Below are 16,905 nucleotides of genomic sequence, written 5' to 3'. Positions count from 1 at the left end.
TCGGCAGGGCTGTATGGATAGTTGGCGTCTTGTCGCCATCAACGAGGGTCAAGTCACGTTGCTTTGAGTGACTAGTCTTGATTGCTATGCCCTCCGCTTGATGCAATGCCGCGAGATACGAATGGAGAGGGTGGCAGAGGTGTCGCGGATTGTGGCGTTCCCCTATCGCGGAGAACCTGGCCAGGGAAGATGCTCGGTGGCGGGGGAAGTGAGCTGGGGGTTGGAATGTGACTGGTGACCACGAACTGCATCAGCACGGCGTTGAGCGGCTGTGCGCAGCCGGGGAGCGGGTGTACGCCGAGGCGTTGAGGCTCGGGCGGTTGCCGCGGGTGGCTGCCGAGGGGGCGTCCTGCCTGGTTGATCTGGGGCTGTTGCATCCGGATGTGGACGACATGGAGTGGCTGGTGCCGACCGATGCGGGGTCGGTGGTGGCGGAGTTGCTCGGGGATGTGCAGGCGGATCTTGCGAGGGCCCAGCAAGGGGCGGTTGCGGTGGCTGCGGCTTTGGGGCGGTTCTCGGAAGTTGGGGGGAAGGGGGCGGTCGGGAATGCGATTCGGATTCTTGAGGGGCTGCCGCGCATCCGAGCGGTCTTGAGTGATGCCGCGGCTGACTGCAAGACGGAGCTGCTGACCGTGCAGCCCGAGGGCATCCGGCCTGAGGAGTCACTCAAGGATGCTCTGACCAGGGATCCGGACATGGCGCGGCGCGGTGTGCGGATGCGCAGTCTCTATACGCACTCGGCTCGACATGGCTTGGGACTGCAGGCATATCTGGGGCGGATGGGAGATGTTGCGGAGGCTCGTACGCTTGAGGAAGTGCCTGAGCGGATGGTGATGTTCGACCGGACGGTCGTGTTCATTCCCGCCAGCGTCGACCGCAGCGTGGCCCTGGAAATTCGGCACCCCGCACTGATCGAGTATCTGGCAACTGCCTTTGAGCGCTTCTGGCGGCTCGCTACTCCTATGGCGACAGCTCTGTCGCAGCAGACCAAAGTTGAGGGCATCAGCTTCCGGGACCACTCCATCGCGGCGCTGCTCGCGGAGGGCAACACGGACGCGGAGATCGCGGGTCGGCTCGGGATCAGTGTGCGTACGTGTCGGCACCATGTGAGCAAGTTGGCCGAGGCGTTGGGGAGTTCGACGCGAGCTCAGCTGGGGGTGCGGATCGTGCAGGCCGGGCTTGATGCTCCGCCTCGGCCGGTGGGGGCGTAAGTGGGGAGTTCGGTCGGTGAGTGAGTCGGTCGACCCCGCGGAGTTGTTGCGGCGGGTGCTCGGGGACCTTGACGCGGCGAGGTGTCGGGCCATGGAGTCGATGGACATGCTGGATCGGCTTGCGGTCGACGGGGTCCCGGTGTCGCGGACAAGCGATGTCGTGCGGGTCATCGAGGGGAAGGTCCGGATCAGAGAGGCCCTTCAAGCGGCGTCCGTCTCCTGCACGGGCGAGTTGGTGACCGTGCAACCGGACGGGATCCGCCCCGCGGACGTACTCCAGGAGGGGCTGGCCCGGGACCGTGAGATGGCCGGCCGTGGCGTGCGGATCCGTACCTTGTACACACATGTGGTTCGGCATGGGCTGGGAGTGCAGGCGTACTTCGAGCAGGTGGGCGGGGGAGCGGAGGCGCGGACGCTTGAGGAAGTTCCCGAGCGTCTGGTGATGTTCGACCGGACGGTTGCGTTCATTCCTGCCAGTGCGGATCGTTCGGCGGCCTTGGAGTTGAGGCACCCTGCGTTGATCGCGTACATCGGCCTTGTCTTCGAGCGGCTGTGGCGAACGGCAGTTCCGCTGGGGGAGACCTTGTCGCACCGGACCGCCGTCGAGGGGGTCAGTATGCGGGAGCACTCCGTCGCGTCGCTCCTGGCCGAGGGGCACACGGATGCCGAGATCGCGAAGCGGCTGGGCATCAGCGTCCGGACTTGTCGGCATCACGTCAGCAAACTGGCCGAGGCGCTGGGCAGCACGACGCGGACTCAGCTAGGGGTCCGAATCGCTCAGACGGGGCTCGGCAGACCGCCCGGGATCACTGCTCCTGGTCCAGAATCCCCGACTGGGCGATGAGGTAGCCGAGTTGGGCCCGGCTGCCGCTGCCCAGGGCGGCGGCGAGTTTGGCGATGTGGGCGCGGCAGGTGCGTACGTTCATGCCGAGGCGGCGGGCGATGGCCTCGTCGACGTGGCCCTCCACCAAGAGGTGGGCGATGGACCTTTGGACGCCGGTGATGCCCTCCGGCGTCGGTTCGTCGGGGATCGCGTCCTGCAAGGGGATCCCGCGTCGCCACAGCACCTCGAAGACCCTGGTGAGGTACTTGACCATGCCGGGGTGCCGCAGCTCCAGGGCGACGTCGTCGCGGTCGCCGGCCGGAATGAAGGCGACCTCGCCGTCGAAGATGAGCAGTCGGTCGATCAACTCCTCCACGGTGCGAATCTCGACATGGCCTTCGCCCAGCTGGTCCGCGTAGGCAAGGGTGCCGAAGCTGTGCCGGACCGTGTGTTGATAGAGCGTACGGAGGCTGACGCCCCGCTTGATGATGGGCTGACTCCGGGTGAGTGCCTCATGCAGACGGTGCTCGTTCCGGCCACCGCCGGGTTGAAGAGTGAGCACTTCGGTCTGGGTGGCGGCCGTCGCCTGGTCCAAGGCCGCATTTATTCGTTCGATGCCTTCGAGGACGGTGATCGCGTGAGTGGGAGCCGGGTCATGGGCTTTGATGGCCATGAAGGGTTCGAACGAATCCGTCAGGGCGATCGAGTTGCGGCGGTGCTCCTGGATTTCGCGTTCCAGTGGGTGAAGGTGTTGCGCAAGTGCCACGGCGGGCGGGACGGGGCGCAGCCATTCGCCGTCGTCCGGGTCAGGACGCAGGAGGGCGAAATCGACCAGGCAGGGGGCACAGTCGGCCTCGCTACGGGCGATGCGCCCGGCACGCAAGGCACTGCTGTACACGCGCTTGCCTTCTGCACACAGCGCCGTGATTTCGTGAGTATGCGCCGTCATTGGATCAATTGTGGCCATTTGTCCACCCCCCAGGGTCTTGAACATGCAGGAACATGATGCCCTGTGGCTGTGGCTTTGGCTGTGCTGAGTAAGCCATCGTCATTGTCGCGGGGGTGAGACTCTCAAGTGAGGACGACGCTGACTATGCGCAGGAGAATGCTTCGTACGGTACTCACTGCTGGTATTGCTGCAGCCACAGCCGTCGTTGCACTTGCCACTGGTGCTGTTGCCGCGGGCGGGGGCGACATTGCTTGGCCCAGCCCTCCTGTTGGAACGCAGGCTGTCGCTGATGATGACATCAGCTGGGTCAGCCCGGCCAGGGGTACGCGTGCCGTGGCCGAAGGTGACATCAGTTGGGTCAGCCCTGCGACGGGGGCGCGGGTCACGGCAGCGGATGCCGCCTCGTCCGGTGACATCAGCTGGGGCTGGGGCAGCTCGGCCGCGGACCGGGTGTGAAGCGATGAGCATCCCTGAAGACCCGAGATTCCGCCGCGAAATGGCCACAGCCTTCCGCTCAGGCTGGCACTTCATCGACCTCACGACCGCCATCCCCGCACCCGGCGACTCCCTGATGGTCACCCTCTTCGGCGAGCCCATCGTCGTGGCCCGCGACGACGAGGACGACGACATCCGGGCCTACCGGTGCCTGCGCCGGCCCCGGGGCGCCCCGCAGCCCGTTCGTTGTGCCGTGCGGTACGGAATGATCTTTGTGAATCTTGACCAACGCGACCACGAGCTGGTCGAGCCACTGGAAGCAGTGGCACCAGAAGCTATCTCCGCCACCCCCCGCAGTGCCTGACGCGATTCCCCCGTCGTTACAAATCGCTCAGGCGCTTCCCCCCGCAGCGGCGTCACCGTGCACCTGAACACGGTGGCGCCGCTGTGCGTTTCCCTCCGGGGGTGCGGCGGGATTCATGGGTGCCGCGATGTGTGGTTGCTGCCCGTTGTCGTCTGTGGCGCCGTCGTGGCTGGTCGCGCAGTTCCCCGCGCCCCTGGAGGGCGCCACCTTCGGGGCGGTCCCTCAAGGCGCCGACTTCAGCCCTTTCCACCCCAGCGCCCCGCTCACCACGATCTCGATCAGCACCCGGTCCGGGTTCGGTGACGGGACCCGTGCGTACCGCTCCGTGTAGCGGAGGCAGGCGTCCGCTATCAGGTCGGGCTCCGTGCGGACTCGTGCCCGGCCCTCCAGCGTCGCCCACCGCCGCCCGTCCACCTGGCAGACCGCCACCCGAGCCTCCCCGGCCGACACCAGGATGTTGCTGACCTTCCGGCTCGCCTTGTTCGTGATGATGCGGGCCAGCCCGGCCGAAGGGTCGTACGTCACCGCCACCGGGGCCACGTGCGGCGTGCCGTCCGGTCGCAGCGTCGTCAAGGTGCAGACGTGCCGCTCGCGCCAGAAGCTGAGATAGGCGGGATCGGGGTACTGGGGATCGAAGGCCATGCCCTGGAAGCTATCCCTCCACCCTCGCAGCGACTGCCTTGAGTGGAATAGACTCAACTTTGTGTACGTTGACTGAGTCAGGATCTACTCAGATCCAGCGCCGAACCGCGCCCTGACCTGGACAGGAGGAGAGAAAGCACGTGGATGCCGAGCTGACGAACCGGAGCCGTGACGCCATCAACGCGGCCACCAGCCGCGCCGTATCCGGAGGGCACCCGGATCTGACCCCCGCCCATCTGCTGCTCGCCCTGCTCGAAGGGCAGGACAACGAGAACATCACCGACCTGCTCGCGGCGGTCGACGCCGACCAGGTCGCCGTCCGGGCCGGCGCCGACCGCGTCCTCGCGGGCCTGCCCAGCGTGACCGGGTCCACCGTGGCGCCCCCGCAGCCCAACCGCGAGATGCTGGCCGTCATCGCGGATGCGGCGAAGCGCGCCAAGGAGCTGGGGGACGACTACCTTTCCACCGAGCATCTGCTCATCGGCATCGCCGCCAAGGGCGGCCAGGCCGGGGACGTACTGAAGCAGCAGGGCGCGAGTGAGAAGAAGCTGCAGGATGCCTTCGAGAAGAGCAGGGGAGGGCGACGCGTGACCACTCCGGACCCCGAGGGGTCGTACAAGGCCCTGGAGAAGTTCGGGACCGACTTCACGGCGGCGGCCAGGGAGGGCAAGCTCGACCCGGTCATCGGACGGGATCAGGAGATCCGCAGGGTCGTGCAGGTGCTGTCGCGGCGCACCAAGAACAACCCCGTGCTCATCGGTGAGCCGGGCGTCGGCAAGACCGCCGTCGTCGAAGGGCTCGCCCAGCGCATCGTCAAGGGCGACGTGCCCGAGAGCCTGCGCAACAAGCGGCTCGTCTCGCTCGACCTCGGGGCCATGGTCGCGGGTGCGAAGTACCGCGGTGAGTTCGAGGAGCGGCTGAAGACTGTTCTCTCCGAAATCAAGGAGAGTGACGGTCAAGTCATCACCTTCATCGACGAGTTGCACACCGTCGTAGGCGCGGGCGCGGGCGGCGACTCCGCCATGGACGCCGGCAACATGCTCAAGCCCATGCTCGCGCGCGGTGAGCTGCGCATGGTCGGCGCGACGACGCTCGACGAGTACCGGGAGCGGATCGAGAAGGACCCGGCCCTGGAGCGGCGCTTCCAGCAGGTGCTCGTCGCCGAGCCGAGCGTCGAGGACACCATCGCCATCCTGCGCGGGCTCAAGGGGCGCTACGAAGCCCATCACAAGGTGCAGATCGCGGACAGTGCGCTGGTGGCGGCGGCCTCCCTCTCCGATCGGTACATCACCTCGCGCTTCCTTCCCGACAAGGCCATCGACCTCGTGGACGAGGCCGCGTCCCGGCTGCGTATGGAGATCGATTCGTCGCCCGTCGAGATCGATGAACTCCAGCGGTCCGTCGACCGGTTGAAGATGGAAGAGCTCGCGCTCAGCAAGGAGACCGACCCGGCGAGCAAGCAGCGGCTCGAGAAGCTGCGGCGCGATCTCGCCGACAAGGAAGAGGAGTTGCGCGGGCTGACCGCGCGCTGGGAGAAGGAGAAGACCTCCCTCAACCGCGTCGGCGAGCTGAAGGAGAAGCTCGACGAGCTGCGTGGCACTGCCGAACGCGCCCAGCGGGACGGCGACTTCGACACCGCGTCCAAGCTGCTTTACGGCGAGATCCCCGGCCTGGAGCGCGAGCTCCAGGAGGCGACCGAGGCCGAGCAGGAAGTCGCCAAGGACACCATGGTCAAGGAGGAGGTCGGGCCCGACGACATCGCGGACGTGGTCGGCTCCTGGACCGGCATCCCCGCCGGGCGGCTCCTCGAAGGCGAGACACAGAAGCTGCTCAGGATGGAAGACGAGCTCGGGAAGCGACTCATCGGGCAGAGCGAGGCCGTACGGGCCGTGTCCGACGCCGTGCGTCGTACGCGCGCCGGGATCGCCGACCCCGACCGGCCCACCGGATCCTTCCTGTTCCTCGGCCCGACCGGCGTCGGCAAGACCGAACTGGCCAAGGCCCTCGCGGACTTCCTCTTCGACGACGAGCGCGCGATGGTGCGGATCGACATGAGTGAGTACGGCGAGAAGCACTCCGTGGCGAGGCTGGTCGGGGCGCCGCCCGGCTACGTCGGCTACGAGGAGGGCGGCCAGCTGACCGAAGCCGTACGGCGCCGTCCGTACAGCGTCGTGCTCCTTGATGAAGTGGAGAAGGCCCATCCCGAGGTCTTCGACGTCCTGCTGCAGGTCCTCGACGACGGGCGGCTGACGGACGGGCAGGGCCGGACGGTGGACTTCCGCAACGCCATCCTCATCCTGACCTCGAACCTCGGCAGCCAGTACCTGGTCGAGCCGACGACGAGCGAAGAGGTCAAGAAGCAGCAGGTGTTGGAGGTCGTACGCGCCTCCTTCAAGCCGGAATTCCTCAACCGGCTCGACGACCTCGTCGTCTTCTCCGCGCTGAACGAGGAGGAGCTGAGCCGGATCGCCAAGCTCCAGATCGGCCGCCTCGCCAAGCGCCTCGCCGAACGCCGCCTCACCCTCGACGTCACCCCGGCCGCCCTGGCCTGGCTGGCGCGGGAGGGCAACGATCCGGCCTATGGCGCGCGCCCGCTGCGCCGCCTGGTGCAGACCGCGATCGGCGACCGGCTCGCGAAGGAGATCCTCGCGGGCGAGGTCACGGACGGGGACACGGTGCGGGTCGATGTGGTCGGGCAGGACGGCGAGGACGGGCTGATCGTGGGGCCCGTCCGGTAGTTCCGGGCCCGGCCCCGCCTCCCGCCGGGGCTCACATGCTGGAGGCCGTGAGGTCTACGAGGGCGGTCCTGCCGTCCTCGTAGCTCACCTCGATGTCCACCATGTCCGCCCCTTCGGCCGACGGCTTCTCAGGGCCCTTCCCGTCTTCCTGCAGGTAGTCGATGTTCAGGCAGAGGTCGACCGCGTCGTCGTAGCACTTCCCGCCGCTCTGGAGCGGCTGACCGGGATAGCTCCGCTCCAGCCAGTCCCGTACGTCCTTGCGCGGCATCCGGAAGGTGCCGGCGGCCTGGTCGTCCATCCAGTCGGTGAACGTGCAGCGCCGGTCCGTGGCCTTCGCCGGCAGGGTCCCGTGGGCGTACTCCATGGCCTGGGAGCAGCTGATGGTGGACGTGGCGCGGAAGGGGTCGTCCTCCGCCACGTCTTCCGTCAGGTACGCGAACACGGCCCACGCCACCCACCCGACGAACCAGACGGCCACCACCAGGCACACGCCCCAGAGCCCCCACAGCACCCGCCGTCCCGCCTTGCCCGCCATGCCGCCACCCCCGTGTCGTCGCGTACGCCGTCGCCCGCGTCCTCGCGTACGGCCAGATCTTGTCAGCCCGCAGCGGATAGGCGGGCCGGGGGTTGCGGCTACCCGCCCGGCATGGTGGAGGATGGCGGAATCCGTACGAAGGGAAATACACGGTGAGCATCGACCCGTCCTCGATTCCGAACTTCGGGGGCCAGCCCGAACCGCAGCAGGCGGGACCGGCGGGCCCCGTCATCCCGGACCAGGACCTCGTGGTCCAGCTTCTGGACAAGATGGAGGTCAAGCACGTCGTCGACGACGAGGGTGACCTCGCGGCGCCGTGGGAGCACTTCCGCACGTACTTCATGTTCCGCGGCGAGGGGGAGCAGCAGGTCTTCTCGGTCCGTACGTTCTACGACCGGCCGCACGCCATCGAGTCCAAGCCGCAGATCCTGGACGCGATCGACGACTGGAACCGCCGCACCCTGTGGCCCAAGGTCTACACCCACACCCACGAGGAGGAGGGTGCCCCGACCACCGTCCGTCTCATCGGTGAGGCGCAGATGCTGATCGGCACCGGCGTCAGCCTCGACCACTTCGTGCAGTCGACGGCCAGCTGGGTGCAGGCCGCGGTCGAGTTCGACCGTTGGCTGGTCGAGCACCTCGGCCTGGTCGAGGACGTCGACTCGGCGGAGAAGCCCGCGGACGACGAGTAGGAACGCGGGTAACAACGCGTAACGCTCAGAGCGGCATACGGGCGACGACCAGCAGGTACGTCCCGTAGCCCACCGAAAGCCCGGCCAGCGCGCCCACCACCACGGTGGCGTGCCACGGCCGGGCTTTCGACGTCCTGGCCAGCGCCCGCGCGAGGGGGATCAGGAGCGGGAACGCGGGCAGCAGGAAGCGCGGCTTCGACTCGAAGAAGCCGGAGCCGCCGAGCGCGATCAGGAGCAGCAGGCCCGTGTAGACGACCAGGCCGAGCGGCGCCCGGTCCGCGAGAAGGAGGGCGAAGAGCAGCACCGCCACCCCGACGATGACCATCGTCATGGGGAAGACCACGCGGTCCCCGTCGAGCAGCACGTGCTTGGCGAACTTCAGCGAGCCGACCCCGAAGTCGAAGTGCGAGCCCCAGCCGTCCTGCACGGCGAAGTACCCGCCGAGCGGATCGCCCTTGCGGATCCCGACCCAGAGCACATAGCCGCCCCAGCCGAGCGGCGCGAGCAGCGCCCCCGCGACCAGTCGCCGTCGGCCCCGGCCGCGTACCAGCTGATACGCCGCCACCGTGCCCACCGCCGCGGCCACCGCGAAGCCGTTGGGCCGGGCCAGGCCCGCGAGCGCGGCCAGGGTGCCCGCCCACAGCCAGCGCTCGGTGAGCAGCGCGTACAGCGCCCACGCGGCGAACGCCGTGAGCACCGGCTCGGTGTACGCCATGGACAGCACGACCGAGTGCGGCAGCAGGCCCCAGAGCAGGACGAGGAGGGCTGCCGTGCGCGGGCCGTACAGGCGGGCGCCGATGAGATAGATCGCGTACGCGGCCGCCAACGCGGCGGTCCACGCCACGAGCAGTCCCGCGCCGGGCGCGGTCACCGGGAGCAGCGCGGACACCGTGCGCACCAGGCCCGGATAGAGCGGGAAGAAGGCCAGGTCGCTGTGGACGACGCCGGGTTCGAAGTACAGGGTCCGGCCGTAGCCGTGGGCGGCGATGCCCGTGTACCAGCGCGAGTCCCAGGACGTGCCGAGCAGCGCGAAGGTGTCCTGCCCGGTGCGGTGGGCGACCAGCGTGGCGGCGGCCAGACCGGTCAGCCGGGCCGCCGCGAACAGGCCGAGGGCGACCAGCGCGGTGGGCACGCGGGCCGCGAGGGCCAGGGGCGCGGTGAGGGTGCTCGGGTGGGTCACAACCGCACCATGCGGCCCCGGCGCCCGGTGTGCGAGCGCTGCGGGTCCGTGCGGGTACGGATCACCGGGCCCCGGCGCGCCGCCGTGACATGAGGGGGTGCGACCCCCTGCGTCAGCGCAGTCGGCGCAGGCGGGTGGCCGCCTCGCGCAGGACCTCCTCGCGCTTGCAGAAGGCGAAGCGGACCAGGCCCGCGCCGGCCTCCTGGTCGTCGTAGAACACGGAGTTGGGGATCGCGACGACGCCGACGCGCTCCGGCAGGGCGCGGCAGAAGGCGAGGGCGTCCTTCTCGCCGAGCGGGGTGATGTCGGTGGTGATGAAGTACGTGCCCTGCGGGCGGAACACCTCGAAGCCGGCGTCCGCGAGCCCGTCGGCGAGCAGGTCGCGCTTGGCGCGCAGGTCTTCGCGCAGGCCGGTGAAGTACGACTCGGGGAGGGCCAGGGCCTCGGCGATCGCGTACTGGAACGGTCCGGAGGAGACGTACGTCAGGAACTGCTTCGCCGAACGGACGGCCGTCACCAGCTCGGGTGTGGACGTGATCCAGCCGACCTTCCAGCCGGTGAACGAGAAGGTCTTGCCGGCCGAGGAGATGGTGACCGTGCGCTCGCGCATGCCGGGGAAGGAGGCGAGCGGGATGTGCTCGCCGTCGAAGACGAGGTGTTCGTAGACCTCGTCGGTGAGGACGAGCAGGTCGCGCTCGACGGCGAGGGCGGCGATCGCGGCGAGTTCGTCGCGGCTGAGGACCGTGCCGGTGGGGTTGTGCGGGGTGTTCAGGAGGAGCAGGCGGGCGCGGTCCGTGACGGCGTCGCGCAGCTCGTCCAGGTCGAGCCTGAAGCGGCCCTCGCGGGGGCGCAGGGTGACCGGTACGCGGGTGCCGCCCGCCATCGCGATGCTCGCCGCGTACGAGTCGTAGTAGGGCTCCAGGGCGACCACCTCGTCGCCCGGCTCCACGAGGGCGAGCAGGGACGCGGCGATCGCCTCGGTGGCGCCCGCGGTGACCAGGACCTCGCGGTCGGGGTCGTACGTCAGGCCGTAGCGGTCCTGTTGGTGCTGGGCGATGGCGGTACGCAGCTCGGGGATGCCGGGGCCCGGCGGGTACTGGTTGCCGCGCCCGTCCCGCAGGGCGCGCACCGCGGCCTCCCTGACCTCCTCGGGGCCGTCCGTGTCGGGGAAGCCCTGGCCGAGGTTGATCGCGCCGGTGCGGACGGCGAGCGCGGACATCTCCGCGAAGATCGTGGTGCCGAACTCGGCGAGGCGGCGGTTCAGGAGCGGGCGCGAGCGCGGCGTGGAGGTCATGGCGGCCATCCTGCGCCCAAGCTCTGGACTTGCTCAACTCCTGGTTGGCCTCCTGAGGGGTCGGGGATCACCCCTCTCAACAAGGTCATCAAGAGAACGAAGAGAACGAAGAGAACGAAGAGAACGGGGACTCTCATGACTTTCGCGATAGTTGTGGGGATTGTGCTGGTGGTAGTGATCGTGGGCTGGGCCCTCGCCGGCAGGTCCGCGGGGAGCGGGAGCTCCTACCACCACTCGCACCACCACCGGGGGACGAGCGGCGGCTGGGTCAGTGGTGGCGGCTGGGGCGACGGTGGCGGATCGTCCTGCGGCGGCGGCTCGTCCTGTGGGGGCGGCGGCGGCTGCGGTGGCGGTGGCGGCGGGGGCAGCTGAGCCTGGACCGAACTGCCGCGCCCGACCGGGCCGTTGAGCCCGAACCTCTGGACTTGCTCAACTCAGCTTTGGTTTACGACAGGTGAGGGCATCCCCCTCACACGCAAGAAGCGGGGGTCCGCTTCGGGGGAACGGAAGAAGGGAGATGGGCCATGGGAACCATTGGCATCGTCTTCGCCCTGATCGTGCTTTTCATCGTGGGGCTTCTGGTGGCGGGTGTACGGGCTACGTCCTTGCGCGGCAAGGGTCGTAACCGCGGCAGGGCGCGAGCCAGGTCGGGCAGCTGGTGGGCCGGTGGGGGCGGGGGATCCTCCACGTCCTGCGGCGGCGGCTCGTCCTGCGGGGGCGGCTCGTCCTGCGGCGGTGGATCCTCGTGCGGGGGCGGCGGCGGATGCGGCGGAGGCAGCTGACACGGGGCAGCTGGTCCGCGCCAGAAACACCGCCTGATGCGCCCGGCGGGAGGCAACTCCCGCCGGGCGCTTCGCCATTGCGGCAAGTGCTCCGGGCGTACGCCATGGTTGAAGTGTTGAGAACAGTTGAACTGTGGGGCCCTCGGGGGGATGGAAACCCCACGAAGTTGGGTAAAAACGCTGTGGCAGTGCTCCCGTTCATGATTCCCTCGTAGACGTCAACGCAGCCCTCGGACACCGACTCGTGGGCAGTAAGCCGGAGATCCCGCGATCCGATGCCCGATGCACCTTGCAGTGTTTTCCTTCCGGTGCTTCTCTCTCGGTGCGGACCGGCCCACCCCTCACTGCGTGCTTGCGGAGCCGACCCATGCTCACCACCCTCAAGACCACCTATACCGACACGCGTGCGTCCGATCTCGCCTGGGCGCTGGGGCGCGAGCCGTTGCCCGCCCTGGCTGTCCTCGATCTGGCACTCGCCGATGCAAAAGTGCAGCTCAGACTCCTCGGTGCCTCGCATCAGGTGCTCCTCGAACAGGAGCAGGGCACCTGCTCGGAGACCGTCGCCTGCATCCCGGGCAGCAGTACGCCCTTGCCATTGGGCGTTGCCAAACGCCTGGGCGACTGGGAGTACGAGTTCGCGGCCCGCGTCGAGACCCTCTCGGCGGGCTCCTTCGCGGGGCGGGCCCAGGAGTTGCTCGCGCTCGTCTCCGACCATCCGAACGGTCTGGCGGGGGTCTTCCCCGGCAGCCCGCACGCCTTCACCGCGATGCTGGCGCAGCGGCACGAAGGTCAAGTCCACTGGCGTACCTGGCATGCGTACCCCCAGGAGGGGCAACTCGTCGCCACCCGCACGCGGGTGGGCGCGAAGATGCCCGCGCCCCTATGAGCACCGATTTCTTACCCCTGCGCTCCCCCGGGGGAGCGGCAGTTGCACACGTGTGGGTGACAGGCTGCCGTCGGGCGGTGACGTAGCGTTCCCACCGTGATCGAGCCGTCCGCGCCCCTGTCTCCCGGTGTCCCCGCACCCCGGGAGCGGCGGGGCGCGGTCCGGCTGCCCGTCTCGCCGCGCGCCGGCCGGTTCTGCGTGCTCGCCGGCGTCTTCATCTGCGCCGCTTGCGGACTGGTGTACGAACTCGAACTGGTCGCCCTGGCCTCGTACTTGATCGGTGACTCCGTCACCCAGGCCTCGGTCGTGCTCTCCGTGATGGTCTTCGCGATGGGCATCGGCTCCCTCCTCGCCAAACGCCTGCGGCCCCGCGCCGCCGCCGGATTCGGGGCGGTCGAGGCGGCGCTCGCGCTGGTCGGCGGGTGCAGTGCGATGGCGCTGTACGCGGGTTTCGTGTGGGCGGGCGAGACACGGGCCCTGCTCGTCACGTTCTCGCTGGCCATCGGGGTGCTCATCGGGGCCGAGGTGCCCCTGTTGATGACCATGATCCAGCGCATCCGGCGCCAGGACGCGGGCGGCGCGGTGGCCGACCTGTTCGCCGCGGACTACGTGGGCGCGCTGGTCGGGGGCCTCGCCTTCCCGTTCCTTCTGCTGCCCCTGTTCGGGCAGTTGACGGGCGCGCTGCTCACCGGGGCCGTGAACGCCGTGGCGGGCGGCGCCCTCGTCCTGTGGCTGTTCCGGCACGACCTGAGCACGCGGGCGCGCTGGGTGCTGCTCGCCGCCAACCTCGCGGTGCTCGCGCTCCTCGCGACGGCGGCGGTCGCGGTCGACGACTTCGAGCGGGCCGCCCGGCACGCGGTGTACGGCAGGGACGTACGGGTCGCCGTGCAGACCGACGTCCAGGAAGTCGTCCTCACCGGTGCGCCCGGCGAGCCCCTGAACCTCTACCTCGACGGCCGGCTGCGGGTCTCCGGCCAGGACGAGCACCGCTACCACGAGGCGCTGGTCCACCCCGCGATGAACGGCCCGCACACCCGCGTCCTCATCCTCGGCGGCGGCGACGGGCTCGCGGCCCGCGAGGTGCTCCGGCACAAGGCGGTACGCCGCCTCGACATCGTCGAACTCGACGCCGGGGTCGTCCGCCTCGCCCGCGAGGACGCTGCACTCAGCGCGCTCAACCGGCACGCCTACCGTGACCCCCGGCTGCACGTCACCACGGCGGACGCCTTCGGCTGGCTGCGCGGCGCGCCCGCGGCGACGTACGACGTGGTCATCTCCGATCTGCCCGATCCGGGCATCACGGCCTCCACCAAGCTCTACTCCCAGGAGTTCTTCGGCCTGGCCGCCCGCGCGCTGCGGTCCGACGGACGTCTCGCGGTGCACGCCGGGGCGGTGAGCGGCCGCTCCCGCGTCTTCTGGACGGTCGACGCGAGCGTGCGGGCGGCGGGGCTGCGGACCGCGCCCTACAGCGCCCTTGGCCGCCTGGCCGGTTTCGCGGCCGGACCCGACCGCAGCTCCGCCGCCGTGCGGGCGCCGCGGGACTGGGGGTTCCTGCTGGCGGGGCGTACGCGGCCGGGGCTTGCGCTGGATTCCCATCCGGGGCGGCGGTCCTTGACCGGGGCGGCCCTGCAGGCCGGGGCGCGGGCGGTGGAGCGGACCCGGGTGACGGGGCTGCCTCCTTCGACGCTGGTGCATCCCAGGTACGCGGGGTAGGCGTCGCGGGGCAGAAATCAGCCCCTCCGGCGTCTGAGGAGCGGGGTCCGGGGCGGCCCCGTGGCGACGCGGTGGAGCGGCAAGCGGGATCCGGCCATCGAAGGGAGGGCAATCCCTGGGTACGCCGGTGCGGCAGCCACTACTCTCGGGAGGCATGGAGCTTGAGGTGTTCGTTCCCGTTGAGCCCGACTCGCTGCGGCAGGTCCTGGCGGACCCCGCCCGCGCGGCCCGTGCCGTCCCCGGGCTCCAGCGCGAGGTCGGCGAAGGGGCCGAGCCTCTCTCCGGTCGCCTGAAGGCGCGGATCGCGGGGCACACCATCACCTATCGCGGGGCCCTGCGGATCACCGAACGCCCCGGCGGGGAGTTCGCGGTGGAGGGCGATGCGACGGAGGTGCGGGGTGCCGGCGCCGTCAAACTCGCCCTGACCCTGCGGGTGTTGTCCGCCGAGGGTGGCAGCATGCTCACCTTTGCCGGTACGGCCACGGCGGACGGGCGGGTGGCGGAGCTGCCCTCGTCGGCGGTGGATTCGTCCGTGCGGCGGTTGCTGGGGCGGGTGGGGGAGGGGCTGGGGAAGGTCGCGGCTTCCGGTGCCGCTGCCGCTTCGGGTTCGGGTTCGGGTTCGGTGGAGCCCGAGGTGGTTGCCGAGCCGGCTCCCGAGCCGGAGCCGGTGGCCGACCCCGAGCCGGTCGCGCCTTCTGTCTTCGATACGGAGATTCCGCCTTCCGCGCTCGATGCCTTCGGGGAGGACGGGCCCGAGGTCGTCTTCGGGGAGCCGCCCGTGGAGGCTGCGCATGCGCGGCGGACGATGATCGGGCGGAGCGCGGAGGAGGTCGATCATGCGCCGCCGCGCGGGCGGTACGCGCCGGTGCCGGCGCCTTCGGCTCTCACCACGCAGGACACCTTGCGGTGGGCCGCGCCTGCTGCGGCTCTCGTTCTTGCCTCGGCGATCGTGGTGGGGCGGGTCTTGCGGCGTCGTAAGTGATTTCTTCCCCTCCCCGCCCCTTCCCGAAATCCTGCGGAGCTGTGTCCTCAAACGCCGGACGGGCTGATTTATCAGCCCGTCCGGCGTTTGAGGGGTGGGGGAATAGGGTCGGACGTGTGACCACACACGACCTCACCACGCTCACCGCCGGCAACGCCGAGCTCACCATCGACGGCGGCAATGGATGCCGCATCGCCGGACTGAGAATCGGCGGCAAAGAGGTGCTGCGGCAAGGGGATCACTTCGGCAGCTTCCCCATGGTCCCCTGGTGCGGGCGCACCGAGAACGGGCGGTTCCGGAACGGGGCCGTGGAGCATCAGCTCCCGGTCAACAACCCCCCGCACGCCATCCACGGCACCGTCCGCGACCAGCCCTGGCGCCGCGCGACCCTCGGCGCGGGCGAGGCGACGTTCACGTACGACCTGAAGGAGCCCTGGCCGTACGAGGCCCGGGTCACGCAGGTCTTCGAGCTGGCCGAGGACCGCCTCACCGTCCGGATCGGGATCGAGACGTACGCCGACTCCTTCCCGGCGCAGGCAGGCTGGCACCCCTGGTTCCTGCGCACCCTCAGCGAGGGCGGCGAGGAAGTGCGGATCGCCTTCGACGCGGAGTGGCAGGAGGAGCGGGGCAGCAATCACCTGCCGACCGGCAAGCGCATCGCCCCGAAGGAAGGCCCCTGGGACGACTGCTTCGGCATGCCCGACGGCGTGGACGTGACGCTGACCTGGCCCGGCGAGCTGGAGCTGAAGGTCACCTCCCGCGAACCCTGGGTCGTGATCTACGACGAGCAGCCCGAGGCGGTCTGCGTGGAGCCCCAGTCCGGCCCGCCGAACGGCCTGAACACCCTGCCGCGCCTGGTCACCCCCATCGAACCTCTGGAAGCCGCGATGACCTGGACGTGGCGAACCCCGTGACCGCCCGCAATTGAGAGCCAGTTTCCGAACCCCCGCCTGCGCCCCGACGCCCGATGCCGCACACCGATCGCACGCACCGAACGCCGCTGCGCCCGCGCTCCGCGCGGACGACGGGGGTTCGGAAACTGGCTCTAAGCTGGCGGGCATGAGCGACGACGTACGCAGCCGGCTGCTGCAGCAGATCAAGGACAAGGCCGTGGTCCACGGCAAGGTGACCCTCTCCTCCGGTCTGGAGGCCGACTACTACGTCGACCTGCGCCGCGTCACCCTGGACGGAGAGGCCGCACCGCTCGTCGGGCAGGTGCTCCTCGACCTGACCGCGGACCTCGACTTCGACGCCGTGGGCGGGCTGACCATGGGTGCCGACCCCGTCGCCGCCTCGATGCTGCACGCCTCCGCCGCCCGCGGAAAGCGCCTGGACGCCTTCGTCGTGCGCAAGGAGGCCAAGGCGCACGGCATGCAGCGCCGGGTGGAGGGGCCCGACATCAAGGGCCGCCGTGTCCTGGTCGTCGAGGACACCTCCACCACGGGTGGCTCCCCGCTGACCGCCGTCGAGGCCGTCCGGGAGGCCGGCGCCGAGGTCGTGGGCGTCGCCACGATCGTGGACCGTGCCACCGGTGCCGCCGAGAAGATCACTGAGGGTGCCGGGGTGCCGTACGTCTTCGCGTTCTCCAAGGACGAGCTGGGCCTCGACTGACGGTCGCCCCTCGTTGAGCGCGGTGCCGTTATCACGCACGGTGACCGGTAGGCGGACCCTCGGGACCT

The 16,905-nt window shown here is 69.7% G+C and carries 17 protein-coding genes; 12 read left to right on the top strand and 5 right to left on the bottom strand.

The window, feature by feature from the left end; translation table 11 throughout:
* Nucleotides 1-227: 227 nt before the first annotated feature.
* Both OG430_RS23800 and OG430_RS23795 read left to right on the top strand, forming a co-directional pair.
* Complete coding sequence (locus OG430_RS23800; protein WP_327354604.1) at nucleotides 228-1,211, top strand: helix-turn-helix transcriptional regulator; 984 nt, start codon at nucleotides 228-230, stop codon at nucleotides 1,209-1,211.
* Between the two features lie 16 nt (nucleotides 1,212-1,227).
* Entirely contained in the window at nucleotides 1,228-2,055 is an 828-nt protein-coding gene (locus OG430_RS23795) for a helix-turn-helix transcriptional regulator (RefSeq protein ID WP_327354603.1), read from the top strand.
* Here OG430_RS23795 and OG430_RS23790 read toward each other — a convergent pair.
* Nucleotides 2,018-2,983: a helix-turn-helix transcriptional regulator gene (locus tag OG430_RS23790; protein WP_442816541.1), complete on the bottom strand. Its 966-nt coding sequence runs from the start codon at nucleotides 2,981-2,983 to the stop codon at nucleotides 2,018-2,020. The two genes, OG430_RS23795 and OG430_RS23790, sit on opposite strands and share 38 nt — an antisense overlap.
* A 333-nt stretch (nucleotides 2,984-3,316) precedes the next feature.
* Here OG430_RS23790 and OG430_RS23785 point away from each other — a divergent pair, with 333 nt between their 5' ends.
* Together OG430_RS23785 and OG430_RS23780 are read left to right on the top strand one after the other, a co-directional pair.
* Nucleotides 3,317-3,439 (top strand): hypothetical protein, encoded by a 123-nt coding sequence (locus tag OG430_RS23785; protein WP_327354601.1) that lies wholly within the window; start codon nucleotides 3,317-3,319, stop codon nucleotides 3,437-3,439.
* A 4-nt stretch (nucleotides 3,440-3,443) separates the two neighbouring features.
* Complete coding sequence (locus OG430_RS23780) at nucleotides 3,444-3,782, top strand: hypothetical protein (protein ID WP_327354600.1); 339 nt, start codon at nucleotides 3,444-3,446, stop codon at nucleotides 3,780-3,782.
* A gap of 222 nt (nucleotides 3,783-4,004) precedes the next feature.
* Here OG430_RS23780 and OG430_RS23775 read toward each other — a convergent pair whose 3' ends face one another.
* Nucleotides 4,005-4,424, bottom strand: coding sequence for a pyridoxamine 5'-phosphate oxidase family protein (locus OG430_RS23775; RefSeq protein ID WP_327354599.1), 420 nt, complete (start codon nucleotides 4,422-4,424; stop codon nucleotides 4,005-4,007).
* 140 nt (nucleotides 4,425-4,564) lie between these two features.
* Here OG430_RS23775 and clpB point away from each other — a divergent pair, with 140 nt between their 5' ends.
* Nucleotides 4,565-7,162: an ATP-dependent chaperone ClpB gene (gene clpB, locus OG430_RS23770; RefSeq protein ID WP_327354598.1), complete on the top strand. Its 2,598-nt coding sequence runs from the start codon at nucleotides 4,565-4,567 to the stop codon at nucleotides 7,160-7,162.
* 31 nt (nucleotides 7,163-7,193) lie between these two features.
* On the opposite strand, the gene OG430_RS23765 is transcribed toward clpB, so the two are convergent.
* Nucleotides 7,194-7,697, bottom strand: a complete 504-nt coding sequence (locus OG430_RS23765; RefSeq protein ID WP_327354597.1) for a hypothetical protein — start codon at nucleotides 7,695-7,697, stop codon at nucleotides 7,194-7,196.
* Between the two features lie 152 nt (nucleotides 7,698-7,849).
* Between OG430_RS23765 and OG430_RS23760 the strand changes: the two genes are divergently transcribed.
* Nucleotides 7,850-8,389 carry a YbjN domain-containing protein gene (locus tag OG430_RS23760; protein WP_327354596.1) on the top strand — a complete coding sequence of 180 codons (540 nt, stop codon included), beginning with the start codon at nucleotides 7,850-7,852 and terminating at the stop codon, nucleotides 8,387-8,389.
* 25 nt (nucleotides 8,390-8,414) lie between these two features.
* Here OG430_RS23760 and OG430_RS23755 read toward each other — a convergent pair whose 3' ends face one another.
* Entirely contained in the window at nucleotides 8,415-9,569 is a 1,155-nt protein-coding gene (locus OG430_RS23755) for a hypothetical protein (RefSeq protein ID WP_442816540.1), read from the bottom strand.
* 112 nt (nucleotides 9,570-9,681) lie between these two features.
* The gene (locus OG430_RS23750) at nucleotides 9,682-10,872 is read right to left on the bottom strand and encodes a pyridoxal phosphate-dependent aminotransferase (RefSeq protein ID WP_327354595.1); all 1,191 of its coding nucleotides are present in this window, start codon (nucleotides 10,870-10,872) and stop codon (nucleotides 9,682-9,684) included.
* Nucleotides 10,873-10,998: 126 nt separating this feature from the next.
* Here OG430_RS23750 and OG430_RS23745 point away from each other — a divergent pair, with 126 nt between their 5' ends.
* The 6 genes from OG430_RS23745 (at nucleotide 10,999) to pyrE (ending at nucleotide 16,837) form a co-directional block, all read left to right on the top strand.
* Entirely contained in the window at nucleotides 10,999-11,235 is a 237-nt protein-coding gene (locus OG430_RS23745; protein WP_327354594.1) for a hypothetical protein, read from the top strand.
* Nucleotides 11,236-12,012: 777 nt separating this feature from the next.
* Nucleotides 12,013-12,531 carry a DUF2617 family protein gene (locus OG430_RS23740; RefSeq protein ID WP_327354593.1) on the top strand — a complete coding sequence of 173 codons (519 nt, stop codon included), beginning with the start codon at nucleotides 12,013-12,015 and terminating at the stop codon, nucleotides 12,529-12,531.
* A 96-nt stretch (nucleotides 12,532-12,627) separates the two neighbouring features.
* Nucleotides 12,628-14,244 (top strand): polyamine aminopropyltransferase, encoded by a 1,617-nt coding sequence (locus OG430_RS23735; RefSeq protein WP_442816539.1) that lies wholly within the window; start codon nucleotides 12,628-12,630, stop codon nucleotides 14,242-14,244.
* Between the two features lie 154 nt (nucleotides 14,245-14,398).
* Nucleotides 14,399-15,226 (top strand): SRPBCC domain-containing protein, encoded by an 828-nt coding sequence (locus OG430_RS23730; RefSeq protein WP_327354592.1) that lies wholly within the window; start codon nucleotides 14,399-14,401, stop codon nucleotides 15,224-15,226.
* Between the two features lie 116 nt (nucleotides 15,227-15,342).
* Entirely contained in the window at nucleotides 15,343-16,140 is a 798-nt protein-coding gene (locus tag OG430_RS23725; RefSeq protein ID WP_327354591.1) for an aldose epimerase family protein, read from the top strand.
* 145 nt (nucleotides 16,141-16,285) lie between these two features.
* A complete protein-coding gene (pyrE, locus tag OG430_RS23720; RefSeq protein ID WP_327354590.1) occupies nucleotides 16,286-16,837 on the top strand; it encodes an orotate phosphoribosyltransferase in 552 nt (183 codons plus the stop codon).
* The last annotated feature ends 68 nt before the right edge of the window (nucleotides 16,838-16,905 follow it).

Origin of the sequence: Streptomyces sp. NBC_01304, from assembly GCF_035975855.1 — a bacterium.
In the GTDB taxonomy this organism is placed as follows: domain Bacteria; phylum Actinomycetota; class Actinomycetes; order Streptomycetales; family Streptomycetaceae; genus Streptomyces.
Note: the sequence above shows the minus strand (reverse complement) of the source record. Positions and strands in the feature narration are given on the sequence as shown.

Bases quoted from the DNA above. Each gene is read 5' to 3' on its own strand.
- OG430_RS23790 (WP_442816541.1), bottom strand. From the start codon at position 2,983: ATGACGGCGCATACTCACGAAATCACGGCGCTGTGTGCAGAAGGCAAG.
- OG430_RS23780 (WP_327354600.1), top strand. From the start codon at position 3,444: ATGAGCATCCCTGAAGACCCGAGATTCCGCCGCGAAATGGCCACAGCC.
- OG430_RS23775 (WP_327354599.1), bottom strand. From the start codon at position 4,424: ATGGCCTTCGATCCCCAGTACCCCGATCCCGCCTATCTCAGCTTCTGG.
- OG430_RS23765 (WP_327354597.1), bottom strand. From the start codon at position 7,697: ATGGCGGGCAAGGCGGGACGGCGGGTGCTGTGGGGGCTCTGGGGCGTG.
- OG430_RS23750 (WP_327354595.1), bottom strand. From the start codon at position 10,872: ATGGCCGCCATGACCTCCACGCCGCGCTCGCGCCCGCTCCTGAACCGC.
- OG430_RS23745 (WP_327354594.1), top strand. From the start codon at position 10,999: ATGACTTTCGCGATAGTTGTGGGGATTGTGCTGGTGGTAGTGATCGTG.
- OG430_RS23740 (WP_327354593.1), top strand. From the start codon at position 12,013: ATGCTCACCACCCTCAAGACCACCTATACCGACACGCGTGCGTCCGAT.
- OG430_RS23730 (WP_327354592.1), top strand. From the start codon at position 14,399: ATGGAGCTTGAGGTGTTCGTTCCCGTTGAGCCCGACTCGCTGCGGCAG.
- pyrE (WP_327354590.1), top strand. From the start codon at position 16,286: ATGAGCGACGACGTACGCAGCCGGCTGCTGCAGCAGATCAAGGACAAG.